Source organism: Streptomyces brevispora (assembly GCF_007829885.1).
Classification (GTDB): Bacteria; Actinomycetota; Actinomycetes; order Streptomycetales; family Streptomycetaceae; genus Streptomyces; species Streptomyces brevispora.
On record NZ_VIWW01000002.1, the window covers coordinates 585,168 to 606,334 of the forward strand.

Sequence of the window (21,167 nt, forward strand, 5' to 3'; positions counted from 1 at the left end):
GGTGAAGCGGCGCTGGACGAAAGTAAGGGGGGCGGCCTTCTCCGTGACCAGCCCGAAGGAGTCCAGACACTCCGCGATGGGCTGACAGGAGCCCGTACGCAGCACCAACGCCGCTACCCACACCGGTGATTCGGCCGATTCGAGAAGTGGCCGGAAGGTGCGCGACGACAAGAAGCTGGCCCCACCGGTGACAGTGATCAGACGGACGCGCCGCGCCGCGCGCAGGAGGGCGGCGGACGGCGGCGCGACCTCCAGATTCTCTACGTCGTGGGAGATCGACGACGAGCTCTCCGTCACCGTCGCCGACCTGTTCTATACCGGTCTGGGACAGGGCTCCGGGACACTGGACCCGGACCGCGCGGCACACGCGCTGCACCATGCGGTCCGTAGCATCCGTGATAGAAGCAGCCCACAAGCTGCGCAGGACCTGTGAATCGCCCCGGGTTTGATGGAGACATCGAAGACCCGGAAGGATGCCGATCATGGCTGCTCCCCGTAAAGACCCCGAAGAACTGCGTGAGCGCGCGACGCGTCTGGCGGTCGAGGCCCGCAAGGACCCGGTCGGCCGAGCCGGCGCGATCAAGCGGATCGCCGACCAGCTCGACGTGCATCCCGAGGCCCTGCGGGGGTGGGTCAAGCGGGCCGAGACCGACGAAGGCATCGTGCCCGGGACCACCAGCGCCGAGGCAGCCCGCCTCGCAGAGCTGGAACGAGAGGTGAAGGAACTGCGGCGGCCGAACGCGATCCTGAAGTCCGCCTCGGCTTTCTTCGCCGCGGAGCTGGACCGTCCACTGCGATGAAGGTCGCTTACATCGACCAGTACAAGAACCTGTTCGGCGTCCAGCCGATCTGCGACGTCCTCGCCGAGACGGACGCGCCGATCGCGCCGAGCACGTACTACGCCGCCCACAACGGGTATGCAGGCGCTTCAAAGTCAAGATCGCCCCAGAGGCCGCTCTGCGCCTCGCGCACCTCCTCGCTCCAGAGACTCGAGAGCGGCGGAACTAGGCCGAGTCCCCTTGAGGCGGAGCATGTGACATGGTCAGGCAAGAGCGTTGCACTCGTGCCATGTTGGGCTGAAGGAAATCTGTTACTCCGGCGTCGACTGGTGGCCTCTGAGGCGTCGCTTCTTATGGCGTAATCGCTCGTTGAGCTGTGCATGAAGGATCTGTTGAGCGGTTGGTGCCGGGTGGCTTGTGGGTGTTGTTCCGGCGGGTGGTGCCGCCCCCGGAGGTGAGGCGGCCGCAGGGCGGGGGCCGACGTTGGGCTGGTGACCGTGAAGTTCTGGCCGCGGTCATCTTCGTGGCCACCTCGGGCTGCACGTGGACCTTTTGCGCTCCCGGGTCGGACGGAGCACCTGGAGCGAAACAAGGACGTATGACCGGTCACCTCACCCCTTGCGCTCCCGGCCGGACGCGGGCAGCGCCGAGACCGCGAGCGTGCCGTGCTTGCGCAACTTCTCTGCGCGGCCGCGGTCCAGAAGTGCCCGTTCGACCCGGTACCGGCGGTGGCTGGTGCGCGGTGGGTGCTGCCGCACTGGCCGGCGAGGTCCGGTCAAGGATGCTCGTCCGCCCCTTCGAGGGCGAGTACCGGTTTGCCGGGACGGTGCTCGGGGTGGCTGTCCTCCGGGCGCGGCTGCCTCGGGACGGGAGTGGACGGCGCGTCAGCGGTCGGTGCGGCTACCGGATCGGCCCGCCGGAACGTGCGGCTCAGCCCCCGTCCGAGGAACCCGTAGAACCGGTCGGGAAGGAACACGGCGTCGGCGACGACCATGGCGCCGGAGAAGAGCGGCAGGCCCATGAGCACGGCGATGCCCACATGCATGCCAATGAGCAGGGGTAGCACGACGTACTTGACCCGGCTGAACAGCACGAACGGGAAGGCCACCTGAAGCAGGACGGTCAGGTAGCTGGCGACGGCGATCAGCATCGGAAGCCGGTCCACCAGGACGGAGAGCGTCGGCCACGGCCGGAACAGGTCGAGGTTGAGTACGTAGTGGATCGCGGTTCCGTTGCCCCAGAGGCTGCCCTGGACCTTGTACAGCCCGGCGGATCCGTACAGCAGGCAGACCTGGGCCGCGATGACGAACAGGGCGCAGTTGTGCAGCACCGTCGCCAACTGCCGCCGCGCGAGGTCGAGATCGCGCAGCCAGCCCGGTACGGGGCGCCGTGCCGGGACGGCAACCGCCTTCAGCGTTCCCCGCTTCCCGGCCCGGCGGGCGTCGAGGGACCAGCGGCGTCCACAGGCGGTGAAACAGAGATAGAAGGCCATGAGGAGGATGAGGTTGTCCCCGCCGTCCGTCATGAAGATCGAACGCGCATGGAAGGACGCCACCACGACCGCGAAGACCACAGACACGACCCGTGTACGCCATCCCAGCAGGAAGAGTGCGGACGTCACCACGGCGAGGAGGTAGCAGACCTCGAAGTACGGCCGGCTGTCGGACAGCGTGAGGATGCTGGACCAGCCGGTCTGGTTGAAGAGTTCACCGGCCAGCGCGGGTGTCCAGGGGGAGCCGGGCCCCCAGATCTCGTCCCGGTGCGGGAACTCCCGCAGCAGGAAGGCGAGGTAGAGGAACCCGTACCCGATGCGCAGTGCCGCGGTCGCGTGGAGCGAGTGGGGCTGCTCGGTCATGGCGGTACGCAGGGCGTTCATTGTGCGCTGGACACTCGCCTGCCCACGTACCCGCCGACCGGCGTCGACCGGTGGCGGAGAAGAAGGGTACGGATGCGGTGTACCCGGAGCCTGTAGTCCCTGTTCAGCCGGCATACGGGGCCACCTTCCACGTCACTTTCCACCACGGCAGGTACCGGGTGTTGTCCGGCGCGGAGGCGGCAGCGGGCCGGACACCCGCTCCCCCTGCGGACGCCGGTACGGGGCGCACGGTGACCCGTAGCTGGATGTCATCGAACGAGCCGTGCCGGTGCGCGGCGACGCGCTGGGCCGAGATGTTGCTCAGGTACTGCTGCATCATCCAGGCACGGCGCGAGTGGGGCTGGTCGTCCCCGCCGTGCAGTTCGAGGTACGAGGACCACGCCCGGCGCAGCATGTTCTGCTCCGTATGGCTCGGAAAGACACTGTGCCGGACGGCGGAGTCGTCCACGGCGGACAGGTCGAACCAGTCGCTGACCTGCTGCGTGCCGTCTGCGGACGTCCGCATGGTCCGTGCCGAGATCCGGTAGTTGACCGATTCGGGGTTGGGTGCGAAAAGACGCCAGTTCTGCTCGAACAAGGGGTAGACCCAGGCATTGATCTGCTTGTTGTAGCGCTGCGAGACGCTGTTGGCCGGGGCAACGTGCAGAAATACGAGAAGGACGTGGGTCAGCGAGACCGCCAGAAGAAACAGCGTGGCGACGGCGGTAATCGCCTTCAAGATTCTGGTGCGCCTTGGAGTCTCCGTGATCATCTCCGGTGTGCCGGTTTCTTCTCTCGTGATCTGCGGATCCTCTCCGCCCTTGTCACCTTTCGCACCCGGCGCTTTTCCGTAGCAGGTATCTTTGATGCTCATGTGGTTCCGTATTTCATGGTCTTAGGGACTCATGGTTTTCGGTCTTCGGGGCTGGTGAGCACGGTCGCCCGGCGCGCAGAAGGATGTACTGCGCGCCGGGCGGCTCGCGATTCAACTAGACCTTGGCGGCCTTGCAGTCATTGTCCCAGGAGCACTTCTTGTCGTGCTTCTTCGTGTGTTCTTCGGTGTGCTTCTTGTCGTGCGCCTTTTCGTGTTTGGCGGGGTGGTGCTTGACCGGCTTGGGGTGCTTCTCGCACATGCAGGGCTTGGCGTGGTGGTGCGGCTTGGGGTGCCCGGTGGGCTTGGCGTGGTGGTGCGGCTTCGGGTGCCCGGTGGGCTTCCCCGGGTGGCCGCCGTTACCGCCGCCGGTCGTGTTCCCCGCCGTGTTCCCGGAGGTGATCCCTCCCGTGTTCCCGGCGATGTTCCCCGAGGTGTTGCCCACCGTGGTGCTGCCCGTGCCGCCGGTGGTCCCGGCGATCAGGCCGCCTCCAGTGGTACCGCCGGTCAGGACTCCTCCGAGGACGCCACCCAAGGCCCCGGTCGTGGTGCCCGACGTGGTGCCGCCGGTGAGGACGCCGCCGAGGACGCCACCCAAGGCCCCGGTCGTGGTGCCCGTGGTGGTGCCGGTCGTCGTGCCGGTCGTGGTACCCGTGGTGGTGCCGGTCGTCGTGCCGGTCGTCGTGCCGGTCGTCGTGCCGGTCGTGGTGCCGCCCGTGGTGCCGTTGGCGCACGTCGAGCGGGTGATCCGGTTGGTATCCAGGGTCACCGAGCCGTTGCGGGCCAGCGCCCGGCCGTCGATCGACGCCCCGGTGTTGGCTCCGATCGATGTCAACGCCAGGATGTTGCCGACGAAGGTGGTGTCGGTCCCGAGCGTCGCGGAACTGCCGATCTGCCAGAACACGTTGCACGGCGCCGCGCCGTTGACCAGCAGCACACGGCTGGCCGAGGCCGTCGTCAGCGTCGAGCCGACCTGGAAGATCCACACCGCGTTGGGATCGCCCTGCGCGTCCAGCGTGAGCGTACCGGTGAGGCCGATCGAGCTGGAGGCCTTGTAGACACCTGGAGTCAGCGTCAGACCACCGAGGTCACCGGCGATGCTGGAGTCGGGGGCCTGTCCCGCGGCATTGTTGTACGCCGTGGTCAGGTCCGTCTGGGCCTGGAGCGCGGGTGCGTCCGCCGAGTGGATGGCTCCGTTCACGATCCCGGGCGGGAAGCCGCTGACGGCGGTTCCCGGGCTCACACCGAGGTCTCCGGTGATCACGGACGGACCGGTGTTGGTGACCGACTGGCCGGCCAGCACCGCGTAGCTGTCCGCCGTTCCCAGAGGGACGGGGCTCGCGACCGCAAGGGCCTGTGCTGGGGTGAGGGCCACGGCCGCAGCTGCCGCAACACCGGCCGCCGTGAGCCAGGTAGTGATGGCACGCCATGGAAACGCGCCACTGATGTTCGGTTTCATCGAGGGGGCCTACTCCTGTAGGGAATGATGCAGTCTCTTTTCTCGACCCTCAACTGTTCGATGAGCGCTGGACATTTGAGGGTGCATTTCTGCGTCACCGGAAGAGGGGTGCGTGAGGGCGTGGAAATGCCCGAGGCGTACGGTCGTCACATCTACGGACATCAGCGGAATTCGCGCACGCCCTCAAGAGGAGCCGCTACCTCAGGCGCCGCAGGAACGGACCCTACCGGTTCGTGTTTTGCGACACGGGTGCGGAGCGGGAATACCAGAGTGCCCTCACGCCGGGAGCCGGTACCGCCTCCCGGCGTGAGACTGTGAGAAGAAAGGGAAGAATCCTTTCGCCTTGATCATCCGGCCACCGCCGAACGGGTGCTTCGAAGCGTCGGCGAAAGGCAGAATTCCGGGCGTGGCGAAGATGGTGCGACCCGTATCGTCAGGGCTTCGGTGGAGTCGGATAACCCTCTGTTCATGGCGGCCCGTCAGGTAACAGCGGCGAGGCCCGGAACGTGACAGGCGGCGTCCAAGATCATGGAGCTCTCTGGCCTCGCCGTTCCACTTGGGTACGGCCGGCTGGGGGCGGAACACGGAAGTGCCTTCCTGACCTGGGACGATGAACCTGGCCGAGGGGTTCTGTCGGTCCAGGGGGAGGGCACCTTCCAAGGAGGCCTGACCGCTCGGCGGGCCACCGGAGCGCCTGGCCGAACTGAGCCCTGGCCTCATTCTGATGGAGGGCACCTCAATAGGGGCCCTCCATCGCTTCTGCGATCAGCGTCAAATCGGGTTCTGCTCGATATCGATCCGCCCGTAATCGGAATACCTGCTCTTCCTCACAGCCTCTTTAATCGTCACCGCGGCGAACAAGAACCGCATCACAGCATTCATGTGCTGATATTTTTTCCTGGGTTTGACCTGGTCAGCGGGCCCCGGGATCGCAGCAGGTTCAGCTGTGCCGGGGTGTCTACGACGGTTGAAAGCCGGCGGACACCCGTACAGGGCACGGTCTTTCGGGGTGGGCAGTACAGGGCCGGGCCGACGTCTACAGCCCGGTCGTGGACCTCGGGACCATGGTCAGCAAGGCCCTGGGCAGCCTGGACAAGAACAAGAAGGGCTTCTTCCTCGTGGTCGAGGAAGGAGGGCACCGACGAGTTCGCGCACTCCAACGACGGCACGCGCGTCCTCCAGTCCATGCAGCAGCTGGAGAAGGCCGTCGCGGTCGCCCGCGCCTACGTGGCGACGCACCCCGACACCCTGCTCGTTGTGACGGGCGACCACGAGACCGGCGGTCTCGCGGTCGAGGAGAACGACGCCACCGACGAGTCCGGGGACGCGATCTCGGCCGAGGACGGCCCGTTCAGCATCCGCGGCAGCGACCGTACGTTCACCATCGACTGGACCACGTCGGGCCACACCAGCGTGGACGTCCCGGTGACGGTGAGCGGCCCTCTCCCGGACCGCTTCTCGGGCAAGCACCCGAACCACGTACGTGCACGACGTGCTGCGGCAGGTGCTGGCGCCGCGCCGCCGACCAGGCGGAAGCGAAGCCACTGACCAGGCCGAAGCGAAGCAGTACGAACCGCGGGTCCCGGGAACGATTCCCGGGGCCCGCGGCCGTTCCTGGCGCCAGGCCACCGCGAATCCAGGTCGTCGGGAGAAACCGTTGATCGGTCAATTGCCTTGCCTTAAAGTCGCGTTCATCGAACGACCGCCCCCGGTCGGGAGTGCACCACCAGGAGCCCAGCCGTCCCCGGGCGGCGCGAAACAAGGGAGATCCATCATGGTCAAGCACTACGTCAAGTACGCGTTCAGCACGCTCACCGCGGCCATGTTCGCCAGCATGGTCTGACGCTCGGCCCCGGCCTGGACCGGGAAGAAGACCCGGTCCAGGCATCAGGAGGCCCCTTGTTCGGCACCGCCCTCAGTCAGCTCCGGTACGGCATGGCGATCCTCCGCAACCGCCGCATCCGCCCGCAGGACCTGGAACGCATAGCCCGCGACCTGATCGCGACCCTGGCCGAGTTCGGCGAGCCGGGGGCGGACTCGGCTCTGCTCCCCGGCCAGGCAGGGGCTGTCGACCCCGCCGTACGACGGACCGTCACGGAGCGCAGCCTGCGGGCCACCGCGGTGGCCGCCGCCCGGCACACCGCCCACTACCGGCGGACCTTCGACGTCCTTGGACTCGACCCGGGCACCCTCACCCCGGAGACATGGAACCGCGTACCGGTCACGCCCAAAGAAGCCCTGCGCGGTCTGCCGGCCGCCTTCGTGTCCGCCGCCTCCACTCCCGCGCTGATGGCGCTCACCACCGGGACCAGCGGCACCCCCACCGCCGTCTGGTTCTCCCGGGACGAGGTGGAGATCTCGGTTGCCATGAGTACCGTCTCGGCCGTGCTCGGCATGGGCCTGCGGCCCCGCCACACCATGGCGTACGCGGGCTGCTCCCGGGCGACCCTGCCGCTGCTCAACGTGGAGGAGTCGGTGACCCGCATCGGCGCCTCCTTCATCCAGATCGGCACCGTGGACCCGGCCGTGGCGCTCGACCGGCTGGCCACCCCGCTCGGCCTGCGGGGCAAGGCCCCCCAGATCACGCATCTGACGGTTTCCGCGTCCTATCTCTCCGCCCTCGTCCAGGAAGCGGAGAGGAACGGCTGGCACGCGTCGGACTTCGGCCTGGAATCCATCGGCGTCGGCGGTGAGGTGCTCTCCGACCCGCTGCGGGAGCGGGCCGCGGCCGCCCTGGGCGCCCGGATCGCCACGGCGTACATGATGACCGAGAGCGTCCCCTCGGGCGGTACGCCGTGCGCCGAGGGACATCTTCACCACACCACCGAGTTCGGGCACCTGGAGATACTCGACCCCGTGACACACGAGCCGACGCCGCCGGGCTCCGTCGGCATCATCGTGCAGACGCCGTACGTCCCCTACCGGGACTGCACCCTGCTGCTGCGCTACGCGACCGGCGACCTGGTCGGGCGCCCCAAGGTCGAGCCCACCTGCGAGCTGGCCCACCTGCCCGCGACCTCGCCCGTACTCGGCCGCTGGTCGGGTCCGCGAAGCATCGCCGTACCCACCCGGTCGGTGCTGAACCTGCTGGAGTCCGAGCCGGACGTCCCGCTGCCCGCGCGCTACGCCCTGGCCGACCGCCCGGGGGGCTCCGTCCTCCATGTCCTGGTCCGCCAACTGCCCGCCGCCGCCCTCCTCGGCAGACTGGAGGAGCGGGCCACAGCGGCGGGCCTCGCGCTGGAGGGCATCGTGCTCCACGACGATCCGGCCACGCTGCCGCCGACCGGCCCGGTCCGCGCCGACCTGCGCGAGCACACCTTCGAGTCGGCCCGCCCCGCCGCCGTACGCGTCGCGAGCCCCGCGTGAGCACCGCCGTCGCCCTCGTGGGCCTCAACGGCGCGGTCGCCGCGATCACGGCGGCGGGTGCCGTCTACTTCGCGCGCGTCCGGATGCCCCGGCCCCCGGTCGGCAAGTACGAACTGCCCGACGTCGCCGTGATGACCGCCGTCGTGGTGGCGGCTCCCCTGGCGTATCTGGCCATGCCCCGGACCCTGGTGGCCGTCGTCTTCGGCCTGACCTTCTGCGCGGCGCTCCAGTTCACCCTCGCGCCGCTGATCGGCGGCGGGCGGGCCTGGCTCGCCTCGACGGTCTCCGTGGCCGCCACCGCCGCGTGCGCGCTCGCGGACCTGCCGGTCGCCGTGACGGCCCTGACCGACGTCCTGCTCGCCGTCGCCGTGGTGGGAGTGGCCAACATGTGGGCGCAGAGCGGGATGCGCTCTGTCCACGCGACGTGGTTTGCGGGGGTGCTCTGCTGCTACGACATGGTGGCGACCGGACTCACCTCCGTCATGGACCGGTTCGCGGCCCAGGTCATGGGACTGCCGTTCGCCCCGCTGCTGGCGGTCACCCAGGGCAGACCACCGGTGGCGCTCGGACTGGGCGACCTGCTGCTCCTGGTGCTCTTCCCGCTGGTGGCGCTCAAGGCCTTCGGGCGGGCCGCGGGTCTTCTCGCGGCCGGAGTCGGAGTGGCGGTGTCGGCGAGCGTCAGCCTGCTGTTCGGCCTGGGAGTGCTGACGGGGGCGTTCCCGCTCCTCACGGCACTGGGACCACTGATCGTGCTCCAGCACGTGCTGTGGTCACGCGCCAGGTCGGGCGAGCGGACCACCGCCGAGTGGCGAGCGGGAACACCGCGCCCGGCGGCGGCAGACACCCCCACGGCCCCCGACCCGGTTCTGCTCCAGGCCCTCGAACCGACCGGTCTGGACGCGCTGCGGGCGGACCTGTCCCAGGACGACTGGCTCGCGGTCGTCGACGGCCGGGCGGTGGGCAGCGGGAAGTCGCCGGGTCAGGCACGCAAGGACGCCCGGCTGCGCGGCTGTGAATCGGTGCCTGTGGTACGCCAGAACTGAGTCGTGCTGCGGTGCGGTTCTGAGCCAAGGAGATCCGAACTTCACACACGCCCTAGCCGCCTTCCAGCAGTGAGCTCATGTCCGATCTGCCGCTCGGGCGGTCCGCGAAACCCCGTGAGATCGCCGACATGCTGGCCTTTCTCGCCTCGGACCGCTCCGCCTACACCACCGGAGTCATCGTCACCATCGATGGCGGCATGTCCGCCACAGCCGCCTGAACCCCTGACCGAGCAGTGATCCAATCGGTTTTCGCCTCTCAATCGAGAATTCTCATGTCAAGGTCTGATTCGTCACCGGAAGCTCCTGCGGGGCGGAGCACCTCCTCGACAACCGCCTCCACGCACTCACCGCCGACGTGCGGGGCATCGCCATCGCGGTGTGGGTGAACGCCCTGCCCCGGCTCCAGCGCGGCGAGCCCTGGTACGAGATCGGCGTCGACGACCCGGACCGGCGCCGTCGGCGCTACCCCGAGCCCGCCGGCCGCTGACGTCCGGGCCGGGCAAGCCCTTCCGCGCGAGGGGGCTTGCCCGGGGCCCGGCGACCCGGCTACGCCGTGGCGGCGGCCACGGTCTCCAGCACGGCACGCTGCTGCGAGCCGACCGGGGACCGCCGACGGGCGGAAGTGGGAGCGGTAGGTGTCCAGCGCGAGCAGCAGCTGGTCGGGCGCGAAGTGCGAGGCGAACACCTCTCCGTCGTCGACCTCATGCCGTTCCGCAAGGGTGACGAGTGTCGCTCATGGTCCGGGAGGCGTTCGCGGACGAGGCGAGCGCGTTCGCGTTGCGGTGTTCGGCGATCCAGTAGCGGTGGTAGCCGGCGGCGTCGGCGGCCCGCGCCACGGCGAGGGCTCCGTCGAGCGCGTCGAGCAGATCCGCGCCCTGCTCAAGGCGGGCCTGGGCACCGAGGTGATCCGGGAGATCGTGCCCTGCTTCCAGGGGGCGGGCAGTGAGGTGCGCCCCATCGTCGACGCCGAGCTCGTCACCAAGCTCACCCGGGAACTCGCCGACATCGAGGAGCGCATTGACACCCTGGCCCGCAACCGCGACGCCATCCGCTGCTACCTCGCCGAGGCGGCCGGCGGTGAAGGCCGTCACTCCTGCCACCCCGAGGACGAGCAGGCCCGGATGCTGTCCGCGCCCCGACGGCTCGCCGGAACCATGACGGCATGACGCGGCCACCGGACTCCCGGCCCATGCGGGCCGAAGCGCACGCGAACACGCCGAAGTGACCCACCTCAATCCCGCTCGGCTTGACCTTCACATCGATGTCAATTCCTAGCGTGAGTGCCATGAACCAGACAGCAGCCATCGACGTCCAGGGCGACCACCAGCCGCCCTTCTCGAACCACCCCGGTCTGCGCCAGGCCTTCAGCCAGGGGCGCATGACCCTCGGCGTGATCACCCCGCTGGAGGGGTTCAGCGGCCCGGTCCCGGCCCTCGACGACCACGTCGGCCTGATCCAGCAGGCGGAGCGAGCGGGCTTCGCCTCCGTGTGGGTCCGGGACGTTCCCCTGCTCGACCCGACCTTCGGCGACACCGGCCAGGTCTTCGACACCTGGGCGTACCTCGGCTACCTCGCCGCCACGACCGAGCGCATCAGCCTGGGCACCTCCAGCGTCGTGCTGCCGCTGCGCCACCCACTGGACACCGCCAAGGCCGCGTCCAGCATCGACCACCTCTCGGGGGGCCGCTTCCTGCTGGGCGTGGCCACCGGGGACCGTCCGGCCGAGTTCCCCGCATATGGCAGCTGGAGTGCCTGCTCGATCTCCTCATCACCCACCTCAACGGCTCTGGGCGCCAGCTCCTGCGGGTTGCGGACCTCGTCGGGCCACTTCATGGAATGCAGCATGATCGCGCCCTCCCGGATCCGGAGCAGGCCAAGTCGCTCGCGGCCGTGCCAGGCGAACTTCGCGACGGCCACCTTCGAGGACCGCTCCAGGGCTTTACGCAGGAGGGTGTAGGGCTTGGCAGCGACCTGTCCGTCGGCCGCGAGGTAGTAGCTGTCGCTGATGCGGACCGGATCGATGATGCCGGCGTCAACGAACGCGACAATCTCGATCGCCTTCGCCGTCGGCAGCGGCATCTGCTCCAGTTCCTCGTCCGTCACCGTGACGGTTTCGCCCGTGGAGACCTCGTAGCCCTTGCCGATCTCGTCCTGGGAGACGACCTGGTCGTCGAGCTCGCACACCTTCCGCGTCCGCACCCGGCCCATGTCCGCGAGATGGACCCGGTGGAAGTGGACGTCGTGGTCCTCGGCACGGACACGATCTTCACCGGGAATCGTGACCAGCCCGAAGCTGATCGCACCGGCCCACAACGGCCTCGGCATCACGTACCTCCATGCCCAGCGGTTTCGAACCAAGCGGGCCGGACCGCTCGGCGGGGGTGGACCCGGAGCTGCCGTCCGCACTCTCGATCCTCGCCCCCGCTTCGACAGCCCGCACCTCCGCCCGGCTATGCCGGTCCCGGAGGCCGCCTCTGGTCACCGGGGGACCGCCGTGGGCCCTACTGCGGAAGGGTGGAGTGGGTCAGTGGGTGATGGGGTGGAGGAGGTCGTGGTCGCGTTCGTAGTTCGCCAGGGCCAGGCCGAGGGCGAAGAAGGTGGGTGCCCATTCGCCGACGAAGATGCCCCACCGGTCGGCCCGCGCGGTGCCGGCCGGCTCGACCTTCATCGATCCGCACCAGGACACGACGGACAGGCCGATCGAGGCGAACGCCGCCGTGTAGGCGTGCTCGGCCTTCAGACCCTTCTCATGCAACATCTTGACGATCATGACGCTCCAAGGAGACGTAGGGATTGGTCTCCCCCCACCGTCGCCTCCGGACACCGGCCCCGCATCTCGGCCGGGTGCGCAGTTGATCGCGTCCACAACCTCGACGTCCCATCGCCCAAACGTCCGTAGCCCTTCCGCCCACCACGGGACCGCTCCGCAACATAGGTGGGGAAACTCTGCCCGGCGGGGCGTGCCGGGCCGGACTGAATCCGTCGGTGTCCCAGTGTGCTGCTGCAGCCCCCGACCGATCGGTTGTCCAGTCCCTCCCGCCCGATATCCCGTCAACGCCTTGTCGGGGGGTGCTCAGCTCGACCTTCGACATTTGCGGCATGACCAGGGCCTTTCACCAGGAGCATCCCGATGCTGTAAGGACGCCAACACGGCCCGGTCATCGCCATTACGACGCGTTGCTACGTCCCGTCGACGTTGGGGGCTCCACACCCAGACCCCCGCCAGGAGCGTCACGGTCAGTAGTGATTTTCCGGAGCCAGATTGATCAACTGGCGACAGTTGAATATGCGAGCCCACCAGTCAAGCGCCGCGTGACCAGCGGTCTGGCTTCGGCCGGTCACGGACCCGCGGCGATCACGCGCTGGACCGGGCCGCTGCGCATCACCCAGTCCGGCTTCGGCGGGCAGAGTGATAAAGACGCGAGAACTGCTGAGTCCAGTCGGGCAGTTGACGGGTTGAGATGGATGCCTGGACATAACTCGCAGGTGCGCGGCAACGGCAAGGACCTATTCTGCCCGCCATGACCGACTGGAAGAGCGTCGAGGCCGCCGACTGTGCCGTGCCCGCTGACCGGCCCATGGATGACCTCGTCCGCGAGCTGTCCCGTGCCCTGGCAGATCCCGATCCACTGGTCCGGGACGGCGCGCCCTACGCCGTCCTCGCGACCTGGATCGCCCGCGGGGCGATCGGGACGTCCCGGCGGCTGGAGCTGGGGAACGAGATGGCCACCCGGTTCACCGACCCCCGGGTCGAGGCCCGCACCTTCGCGCCCCTCGTGCTCGACATGCTGGTGGCCGCGGGGGACTTCAAGGCCAGCTGGGTGGACGCGTTCGAGCACTGGTACCCGGCGGAGCAGGATCTGCGCGGCCACGACGAGACGCTCGGCTGGCTTCACGCGGTGGCGCACGGCGCGGACCTGCTTGCCACCTTCGGTCGCCACCCCGAGGTGGCGCCGGTGCGGATGCTGGACCTTGCCGCCGCTCGGCTGACGGCGCCCACCGACCACGTCTACGACCAGATGGAGGACGACCGCCTGGCCCGGGCGATCGCCCGGGTCCTCACCCGCACCGACCTGAGCGAACGCGACGCCGTCGGCTGGCTGGATCCGATCGCCGACGGCTTCGGAGCCGACCGCATCAGCACCCCCGTGCCCGCTCACATCAGCAACTGCCTGCGCACCCTGCGCCTGCTCTACATCCTCGCCGACCGGGGCGTGCGCCCCACCAGCGAACTGCCCGCGGAACCCCTCCACCACCGCGACGCGGTCAAGTCCGGCATCGCCACCGTCCTCGACCGGATCGTCAGACGCTGACCGACGGCACCCGGTTCGACCGGGCAGACCGGTGGGCATGCCCTCCAGGGACGACGGGGATGGAGCTGATCGCGGACACCGGCCTCGTCCTCCTCTCCGCTCAACCCTCGCCCGCATCGTCCAGTTGACGCTCGACGACGTGTTCAGCGACGGAGAAGCAACGCTTCTACGGCTCGGGGAACCCGCCTCACCCGCCCCCGCACCAGTCGTCCCTGCTGCTGGAGTACATCGCAAGTCGCGACAACATGGACGCCGCCACCAATCAGGCACCCCGCTGGATCTTCCCCAGCCGGCCCGCCCCGACCACCTCCCCGCGCTCATGGGCGGGATCGGCGTCCCGGTCGCAGCCGCCCGCGGTGCCGCCATCCGACAGCAGCTCCTCGAACTGCCCGCCCCGTCGGCGCGGACGCTCTCGGCTACCACGACAGGGGCACCAGCCGCCTTCTCAAGGAGACCGGCGGGACACGGAGCCGTATGCCGCTGGCGATCACACAAGGTCACCAGTCGGTTGGACTCCTCGGAGAACTGGCGACAGTAACTCTCAACAACCCGAGTTACACCGCTCGTTTGACAGACCCTCACATGATGAGTACGGCCGTGACGGCGAAACCAACGAGGAGGAGCAGGACGGGCCCCAGCGGCAGGCCGCGGTCGCGCCGGGGGCTCGCTTCAGTAGGCCGCAGTTCCGGGTGGGCGTGCAGAGCTGAGACCTCCTCGGTCATGTGGACATATGACGGGCGCAGTCGCAGTCGTCGTTCGAGGCGCGGCTCTCCAAGCCCGGCCAGGTGCCAGGTGCTGCCGTCCGTCCGGTGTATCTCGATGCTGCCCTGGTCGGTGTACTCGGCCCTCCGCAGCCGTTCCCACGGGATGTGCCGTACGGTCCAGGCTCCGGTCAGCCACAGACCGGTGCTGTCCGCGGTGGCGCGCCAGTTGAAGAGGAGGGCCGCGAAGTGGATCCATACCGGCAGCGTGAGCAGGGGCAGGAGCAGGTGCCAGTCGAAGCCGTCCGTGGCGAGCAGATGCACGGTGAAGAAGGCCCCGGTCATCACGGCCGCGGTGAAGGCCACCCCGGCGGTGCGGGCCGCAGGGCCCGGTCCCCAGCGCATCGGGCGGCCGGCGGGTGTCAGGGTGGCGGCGATGCGGTCGATTCGATCCCGCCGTTGCGGGTCTGAGGTATCGGGGTCGGTGTCCGAGGGGGACTTCAGGAGGGGTTTCTTGCCGGTTCGGGGGAGTCGGACCGGGCTGGCGGTGCGTATCACGACCGGGTCCCCTGCCCGGTCCGTCGTGACGAGGACCAGTTCGCCGCCTTCGTAGGGGGCACCGAGTATGACGGCTTCGTGCAACCGCGTGTCGACGCGCGATCCCTCCTCGTCCCCGTCCCCGTCCTCGTTCTCGGCTTCGATGCGACCCATCAGCTTGTCGTCATCAGGGAGCGTCGCCGTCCACAGGCAGCTGAAGAGCGGGGTCCGGCCGGTTGTGTCGTCTGCCGCGTAGACCCAGGTGCGTCCTTCGTAGTCCATGCGGTCCAGGACGCGCAGGGTCGGTACCGGTGCGCGGCGCAGCGCCGCGGCACGGCGGCGGGCGAGGACGCCCACTGTGAGGAAGGAGAGTCCAGGCAGCGCGGCCGCCAGGGCCAGCAGCTGCCAGCCGAAGGCGTCGTACGGTTCCGCCGCCAGGCGCCGCCACGAGCCGTCCTCCAGTACGGTCACCGTGCTGCCGACGCGGTACTCCTCGGGGTAGGACGCGTCGATAGTGAGGCGCCGTTGGTCGGCGGTGCGGACGCGCACCGTCTCCTCGCCGCGGTGGGTCACGGTCGCCGTGATGTGCATGGCCCAGTCCGCGTGCCGTTCGTCTGCGCGGATGCCGTTCAGACCCAGGAGGACCGCACCGGCGGCAACAGCGCACAGGACCAGCCCGGCGGCGAGCGGGAACGTGCCTCGTACGAGTGGGCCGGCGGGCTGCGGCACCCGGTGCCGCACTCCGGCGGCGCGTTCCACGAGCCGCCGCTGCCTGGACCGGGCCGCCAGCCGCTCGATGGCCGCAGCCCAGCTGAAGCCCAGTGCCCCGAGCACGGCGAAGTTCGCGACCTGGGACATCCGGTCGGCGCCCGGAACCTCTCCCCACTCCACCATGGCCGCCACCGCGGGCACCGTGACCAGCGTGAGTTCCGGAAGCCGAGCGAACCAGTACAACAGACCGGCGGCCAGACCCACTTGCGCCATGCTGCCCCAGTCCGGTCCGCAGGGGGCGGCATCGCTGCACGATGGCACCGGTTCCACTGCCCCCGCCCAGATGACGGTGATCACCAGCGCCAGCATGGACCACACGGGCCTGGCCCACGATGCGGGGCGGGCGCTGGCCCATAGGGCGGCATCAGTGGAAGACCAGACGGGCGTTCCATCCGGAACGGAACCGGACGGTATCGGTACGGGGTATTCGGACACGCGAGGATTATGCGGCAAGAGACTGCCCCCACCGGACCGGCTCCGCACCCTACCGCCGTCCGGTGACGCAGTGGTAAGCACCGGCTCAGGAAGAACCACCACTCCACAACAGAGAGTCAACGTCACCCTCTATAAGCCTTCGTGTCCCGTCGCATTCCAGTTGGCAGCCAGCAGGTCTCCAACCTGTCGGGCTGCCAGGTGGTTTGGGAACGGAGTCGCAAGTCATTCTCAAACGAGTTGGGGTGTGACCCAGATACGCGTCAAAGGGGCAATGAGTTGATCTTGAAGCCCTGAAGGGCCGGGCCCGTCACCCGTTCGGCTCAGTGTCGTTGGTGGTGATGTTGAGCTGTCGTCTGGCCCGAGGCGGGATTGTGACCTCGATCGAGCGGACCGCGTATCCGCGGTTCAAGCGGCTGATCACCGCGCACGAGCTGCATCTGTTCTTCTCGCCGACTCGCGATGAGCTGGAGTAGGCGGCCGGGGCGACGGACAGCGACGAGCATCTGTTAGCCCTGCTTCTGAAGCTGAAGTCCTACCAGCGCATGGGGTGTTTCCCGGCGCTGGAGGATGTGCCGGAGCAGGTGGTGGAGTTCGTCCGGCGGCAGGTGGAGCTGCCGGAGGGCATGCTGCCGGTGTACCGGGCGGAGCGGACCGTGAAGCACCACCGGGGCCTGGTGCGCAAGCGGGTCGGCGTGGCGTACGACCAGGCGGAGGCCCGGCGGATCGCCGAGCAGGCGATCCGCAAGGAGGCCGTGGCGAAGAACCGGCCGGCGGACCTGATCAACATCGCGCTGGAGAAGGTGGTGGAGGCCGGGCTGGAGCTGCCGGGGTTCTCCACCTTCGACAAGATGGCCTCGAAGATCCGCGCCGAGGTGAACGCCTCGATCTGCGCGGGCATCCACGACCGCATGAGCCCCCTGCAGCACACCGAGCTGCTGCGGCTGCTGGAGGAGCGCGACAACGACGGCACGACGCTGTTCAACCGGCTGAAGAAGCCCGCCAAGGGGCCGAGCTGGTCACACTTCAAGAACCTGACCCGGCGCATGGAGTGGCTGGACGGCCTCGGTGATAGCGCGGTGTGGATGGACGGCGTTGCCGCACGGAAGATCACCGACTTCGCCGGGGAGGCGGATGCCGGGGACGCGCCGGCGCTTCGGGACTACACGCCCGTCAAGCGCCTCGCGCTGATCGCGTGCCTGGTCCACAAGGCCAGGATGCGCGTCCGTGACGACCTGGCGACGATGTTCTGCAAGCGCGTCGCCACGAAGATCAAGAAGGCCAGGACGGAGCTGGAGGAGATCCGGTCTCGCCGAGCGGGAGATCACCGAGGCCCTGATCGGGAACTACCGCGTCGTGCTCAAGGACATCGACGCCGACGGCCCGGCCCAGCTGGCGCTCGCAAAGGCCGTGGAGATGACCGCCGAGACCAGGGCGGCCCTTGAGGGGCTGGACGAGGAGGCGTCGGCCGACGAGGTGGTCCGGCGGCTGGGCGGGAAGGTCTCCCCGGCCCTGCTCGCCTTCATCAAGGCCCTGGTCGTGCAGGCCGGGGGCCTGGCCACGGTGACGAAAACGGTGGAGGGTTTCGGCGGGTTCGCCCAGCAGTACGAGCAGATCGAGAAGGTCTCCGCCCACCACGGCAACCTGTGGGAGACCTCCGAGGTCAAGCCCACCACCGTGCACGCCGACACCCAGGGCCATTTAGTTACATGGACACCTTGCCCCTCGTTGAGGGTCGGGGGCGGCCGTCCGGGCTGTCGGGTGCGACGGCTCAGGGAGTGTCTGTGCGGGTACAACAGCGGCTGCAGGAGGACGGCTCGACCCTGGTCGAGCTGCTTGACGAGGACGGGACGCCGGTCGAGGTCGTTGCCGGATTCCTGCGTTTTCTCGGCGCGCGGGACTGCTCGCCGAACACGCTCATCGCGTACGCCTACGACCTTCGGCATCTGTGGCGCTTCTTCGCAAGCAGGGGTCTGAGCTGGGAGCGGTTCGGGCCACCGGACGCGATCGCGTTGCTGGAGTACTTGCGCTCGGTGCCGTCCCGCCGCCCGCGTCGGCGGATGACGCTGTCGGTGGTGACGATGGCCGCTGACGGTCCGGCGACCAAGCTCGCGGGCAGCACGGTGAACCGGATTCTGGCCGCAGTGTCCTCGTTCTACGAGTACGCGATCTTGTCCGGGCTACTGGAGCGGGCCAACCCCATCGAGAAGCGTCCGGACCCTGCACTTCTGTACGTCTCCGAGCGGCATCGCCCGTTTATGGGACGGGCCAGCCGTCAGCGCCCGGTCCGCCGGGCCGTGCGCGTCAAGACCGTCCAGCGGGTGCCACGTCCGCTGGACGACGGCCAGGTTGAGTTGCTGCTCGGTCAGCTTCGCGGGCTGCGGGACCGGGCGATCGTGTTGCTGATGCTCCACGGCGGGCTGCGGCCCGGCGAAGTGCTCGGCCTGCACCTGGATGACCTGGCCTACGGACGGCGGCGCGTCGTGGTCCGGCATCGCGACGACCACCCCAAGGGCGTCCGGTCGAAGTCCCGGGTCGAGCGGGTCGTCGACCTGCACGAGACCGCGACCCTGGCGGCGGTCAGCGCCTACGTGATGAACGAACGTCCCGACGACGCCGACACCCGGCTGGTGTTCCTGATCGGCGGCCGCGGAACCAGACGCCTGGAGGCGCTGGGCTACGACGGCCTGGTGCGGATGTTCTCCCGGGCCTGCACCCGGGCCGGCATCCGCGAGCCCTGGGTAACGCCCCACGCGCTGCGTCATACGCACGCAACCGCGATGTGGGAGGGCGGCATGCGCGAACTGACCTTGCAAAAGCGCCTCGGTCACGCCTCGCCCGAGTCCACTCGTCTTTACACCCAGGTCTCCGATCCGGCAGTCGTCGCCGACTACCACCGGGCCCTGGACGCGCTGGGCAAGCCGGTGGAGGGACGTTCATGAGGGGCGTCATGGCTTCGACCGCCGCGCTGGTCGCCGCCCCGGATCCGGTCCGCCGTCAGCGCCCCAGGCACTGCCCCGAGGGGCAGTACGTAGCGGCCGTCCGCGGCCAGGACAGCTTCAATCGCCAGTACCTCAACGCGAAACTGCGCTACTACCGCGACTTCCGGACCCGCTGGCCGGACCTGGAAGCCTGGTTCGCCGAACCCTTGGCGGAGCGGGCGGGCCGGCTGCCTGGGGAGTCTTTCCACCGCCCGTCGTTCCCCACCTCCCATCGGGCCCGGACCTACCTGACCTATCTGGGCCTGCACGGGTACGCGACATTCGACTACCGGTGGATGTTCGCCGTCGGCCAGCTGCGCGTTCACGACCAGGCCGCCCTGCTGGGGATCGATCCGGGCACCATGGTGCTGGTCGAGGAAGCTGTCGCGCTCGGCTACAACCGGATGTCGGCGAAGCAGGCGATGCACTGGTCGGTGGCCCGGATCGTGTTGCGCAACGGCCTGACCGACGTCGCCGACATCACTGGCGACCACGTCGCCGAGGTCCTGGAAGCCATCCGTCTGTTCCCCGAGGACCCGGAGTTCGCGTCCTTTTACCCGTCGGCGCAACAGTTCTACGAGGGCCCGGCGAAGAGCTGGATCACGCACCTGCACCAGCTTGAGGTGGTGCTCTTCCATCGCGGCCAGGTCGCCAAGCAGCCACGCAAGCTCATGCCGTCGTGGAAGCCGCCGCTGACGCTGCCTCCCCGGATGCTGGCCGTCGCAAAGAAGTGGCTGGCGGCCCGCAAACTGACCGACGCTCCCTCGACAGTGGACAAGCTGGAGCTCGCGGTGCGCACGTTCTGCCGGTGGCTGGAGGCCAACCACCCCGGTATCACGACCTTCGCCGACGTCACACGCGACCACTGTCTGGGCTGGATCGGGCACATCGCCGAAGCGCCGACCGAGAAGACCGGCAAGCCGCTCGGTGTCATGTCACGGATTCAGCGGATCTCCGGGCTGTCGCAGTTCTTCCGGGACACCGCGCTCTGGCAGTACCCCGACGTGCCCGGCCACACTCTCATCGGCGCCGGTGACGCGCCCAAGTTCCCCCTGAAAGTGCCCCGCTTCATCCCCGACGACGAACTCGACCAGTTGATGCCGGCCATCGACGCGATCGCCTGCCCGTTCCAACGCGCCGCACTGCTCGTGGCCCACTGGTCCGGCGCCCGACGCACCGAGATCCAACGGCTGCCCATGGACTGTCTGGACCGCTACCCCGATGGCACCGCACGACTGCGTCTCTCCGGTCGCAAGACCTACAAAGAACGCGTCGTTCCCCTGCACGAGGACGCCGCGACGGCCCTGCAGCAGGCGATCGACCTGCGCCGGAACGCACCCGAGAGACCGTTCACCGACGAACGCACCGGGGAGGAGATCCGCTACCTGTTCATGAGCCACGGCAAGCTCCTGTCAACCTTCTACCTGTTCGAGACGCCGATCCAGGGCGCCTGCAAGGCGGCCGGACTGGTCCGCCCGGGCGGTCGCGCTGGCACCGGACGCGGCACCGTCTCGGCCCACCGGTTCCGGCACACCGTCGGCACCCAGCTCGCTGAGCGCGGCGCGAAGCTCCACACCATCATGAAGGTGCTCGGCCACACCTCCGTCAGCATGGCCCTGGTCTATGCGCAGATCAGCGACCAGGAAGTACTACGCGACTACAAGGCCGTGCTCGGCCCCGGCGCCACGATCGCCGGGCCGGCCGCCGACGAACTACGCAACGGCTCACTGCCGGACACCGCGGTCGACTGGCTCACGACGAACTTCTTCAAGACCGAACTCGAACTCGGCCGCTGCCTCCGTCTCCCCGCCGAAGGCACCTGCGAGTGCGACCTCTACCTGACCTGCGCGAAGTTCGTCACCACGCCCGAGTACGCACCACGTCTGCGGGCCCGACGTGAAGTCGAGCAGACTCTCGCTCTCGACGCCGCCCAACGCGGCTGGGACCGCGAGGTCGAACGACACCGCTGCACCAGCGACCGCATCGACAAACTTCTCGCGGACCTCGGGCAACCCGCCCACCACGAAGAGAAAGTCGAAAACACCAGTCCGTGACCGCT

Annotated in this window: 17 protein-coding genes, 4 pseudogenes and 1 other annotated feature; of the genes and pseudogenes, 14 read left to right on the top strand and 7 right to left on the bottom strand. The window is 68.8% G+C overall.

Annotated elements, in window-relative coordinates:
- The first annotated feature begins 157 nt into the window (after positions 1-157).
- The 3 genes and pseudogenes from FHX80_RS34970 to FHX80_RS32105 all read left to right on the top strand — a co-directional run.
- On the top strand, positions 158-433 hold the full coding sequence (locus tag FHX80_RS34970; RefSeq protein WP_167523788.1) for a hypothetical protein: 276 nt from the start codon (positions 158-160) through the stop codon (positions 431-433).
- Positions 434-482: 49 nt separating this feature from the next.
- Positions 483-800, top strand: coding sequence for a transposase (locus tag FHX80_RS32100; protein ID WP_167523789.1), 318 nt, complete (start codon positions 483-485; stop codon positions 798-800).
- Positions 761-889 (top strand) — a sequence feature (AL1L pseudoknot). It overlaps the preceding gene by 40 nt.
- A gap of 266 nt (positions 890-1,155) precedes the next feature.
- Positions 1,156-1,344 (top strand): annotated as a pseudogene (locus FHX80_RS32105) (IS5/IS1182 family transposase); the annotation flags it as partial.
- Positions 1,345-1,390: 46 nt separating this feature from the next.
- On the opposite strand, the gene FHX80_RS36905 reads toward FHX80_RS32105, so the two are convergent.
- The 4 genes from FHX80_RS36905 to FHX80_RS32125 all read right to left on the bottom strand — a co-directional run bounded on the left by FHX80_RS36905 (position 1,391) and on the right by FHX80_RS32125 (position 4,880).
- Complete coding sequence (locus tag FHX80_RS36905) at positions 1,391-1,537, bottom strand: hypothetical protein (protein WP_167523790.1); 147 nt, start codon at positions 1,535-1,537, stop codon at positions 1,391-1,393.
- A 17-nt stretch (positions 1,538-1,554) separates the two neighbouring features.
- Positions 1,555-2,634: an HTTM domain-containing protein gene (locus tag FHX80_RS32115; RefSeq protein WP_425281709.1), complete on the bottom strand. Its 1,080-nt coding sequence runs from the start codon at positions 2,632-2,634 to the stop codon at positions 1,555-1,557.
- Between the two features lie 124 nt (positions 2,635-2,758).
- Positions 2,759-3,373 (bottom strand): DUF5819 family protein, encoded by a 615-nt coding sequence (locus FHX80_RS32120; protein WP_326589376.1) that lies wholly within the window; start codon positions 3,371-3,373, stop codon positions 2,759-2,761.
- 250 nt (positions 3,374-3,623) lie between these two features.
- A complete protein-coding gene (locus FHX80_RS32125) occupies positions 3,624-4,880 on the bottom strand; it encodes an ice-binding family protein (protein ID WP_425281710.1) in 1,257 nt (418 codons plus the stop codon).
- Between the two features lie 1,269 nt (positions 4,881-6,149).
- On the opposite strand from FHX80_RS32125, the gene FHX80_RS32135 reads away from it, so the two are divergent.
- From FHX80_RS32135 to FHX80_RS32165, 7 genes and pseudogenes are all read left to right on the top strand, one after another.
- The gene (locus FHX80_RS32135) at positions 6,150-6,512 is read left to right on the top strand and encodes a hypothetical protein (protein ID WP_244318716.1); all 363 of its coding nucleotides are present in this window, start codon (positions 6,150-6,152) and stop codon (positions 6,510-6,512) included.
- A 351-nt stretch (positions 6,513-6,863) separates the two neighbouring features.
- Positions 6,864-8,330, top strand: coding sequence for a phenylacetate--CoA ligase family protein (locus tag FHX80_RS32140; RefSeq protein ID WP_145767994.1), 1,467 nt, complete (start codon positions 6,864-6,866; stop codon positions 8,328-8,330).
- Positions 8,327-9,373 (top strand): hypothetical protein, encoded by a 1,047-nt coding sequence (locus tag FHX80_RS32145; protein ID WP_145767995.1) that lies wholly within the window; start codon positions 8,327-8,329, stop codon positions 9,371-9,373. Before FHX80_RS32140 ends, FHX80_RS32145 begins: the two co-directional genes overlap by 4 nt.
- Positions 9,374-9,450: 77 nt before the next feature.
- Positions 9,451-9,591, top strand: coding sequence for an SDR family oxidoreductase (locus FHX80_RS32150; RefSeq protein ID WP_145767996.1), 141 nt, complete (start codon positions 9,451-9,453; stop codon positions 9,589-9,591).
- A gap of 137 nt (positions 9,592-9,728) precedes the next feature.
- Entirely contained in the window at positions 9,729-9,860 is a 132-nt protein-coding gene (locus tag FHX80_RS36475) for a hypothetical protein (RefSeq protein ID WP_280118789.1), read from the top strand.
- 316 nt (positions 9,861-10,176) lie between these two features.
- Positions 10,177-10,539 (top strand): MerR family transcriptional regulator, encoded by a 363-nt coding sequence (locus tag FHX80_RS32160; RefSeq protein WP_244318717.1) that lies wholly within the window; start codon positions 10,177-10,179, stop codon positions 10,537-10,539.
- A gap of 212 nt (positions 10,540-10,751) precedes the next feature.
- Positions 10,752-11,054: pseudogene (locus FHX80_RS32165) on the top strand (LLM class flavin-dependent oxidoreductase); the annotation flags it as partial.
- A gap of 59 nt (positions 11,055-11,113) precedes the next feature.
- On the opposite strand, the pseudogene ku reads toward FHX80_RS32165, so the two are convergent.
- Together ku and FHX80_RS32175 are read right to left on the bottom strand one after the other, a co-directional pair.
- Positions 11,114-11,698 (bottom strand): annotated as a pseudogene (ku, locus tag FHX80_RS32170) (non-homologous end joining protein Ku); the annotation flags it as partial.
- A gap of 199 nt (positions 11,699-11,897) precedes the next feature.
- Positions 11,898-12,143 (bottom strand): hypothetical protein, encoded by a 246-nt coding sequence (locus tag FHX80_RS32175; RefSeq protein WP_030815810.1) that lies wholly within the window; start codon positions 12,141-12,143, stop codon positions 11,898-11,900.
- Between the two features lie 751 nt (positions 12,144-12,894).
- Between FHX80_RS32175 and FHX80_RS32180 the strand changes: the two genes are divergently transcribed.
- A complete protein-coding gene (locus FHX80_RS32180; protein ID WP_145767999.1) occupies positions 12,895-13,686 on the top strand; it encodes a DUF2785 domain-containing protein in 792 nt (263 codons plus the stop codon).
- A 578-nt stretch (positions 13,687-14,264) separates the two neighbouring features.
- Here FHX80_RS32180 and FHX80_RS35285 read toward each other — a convergent pair.
- Positions 14,265-15,908, bottom strand: a complete 1,644-nt coding sequence (locus FHX80_RS35285; protein WP_208764843.1) for a hypothetical protein — start codon at positions 15,906-15,908, stop codon at positions 14,265-14,267.
- Between the two features lie 722 nt (positions 15,909-16,630).
- On the opposite strand from FHX80_RS35285, the pseudogene FHX80_RS32195 reads away from it, so the two are divergent.
- The 3 genes and pseudogenes from FHX80_RS32195 to FHX80_RS32205 all read left to right on the top strand — a co-directional run.
- Positions 16,631-17,572 (top strand): annotated as a pseudogene (locus FHX80_RS32195) (DUF4158 domain-containing protein); the annotation flags it as partial.
- 339 nt (positions 17,573-17,911) lie between these two features.
- Positions 17,912-19,069, top strand: coding sequence for a tyrosine-type recombinase/integrase (locus tag FHX80_RS32200; protein WP_244318719.1), 1,158 nt, complete (start codon positions 17,912-17,914; stop codon positions 19,067-19,069).
- Positions 19,070-19,077: 8 nt separating this feature from the next.
- Complete coding sequence (locus FHX80_RS32205; RefSeq protein WP_145768001.1) at positions 19,078-21,162, top strand: tyrosine-type recombinase/integrase; 2,085 nt, start codon at positions 19,078-19,080, stop codon at positions 21,160-21,162.
- The last annotated feature ends 5 nt before the right edge of the window (positions 21,163-21,167 follow it).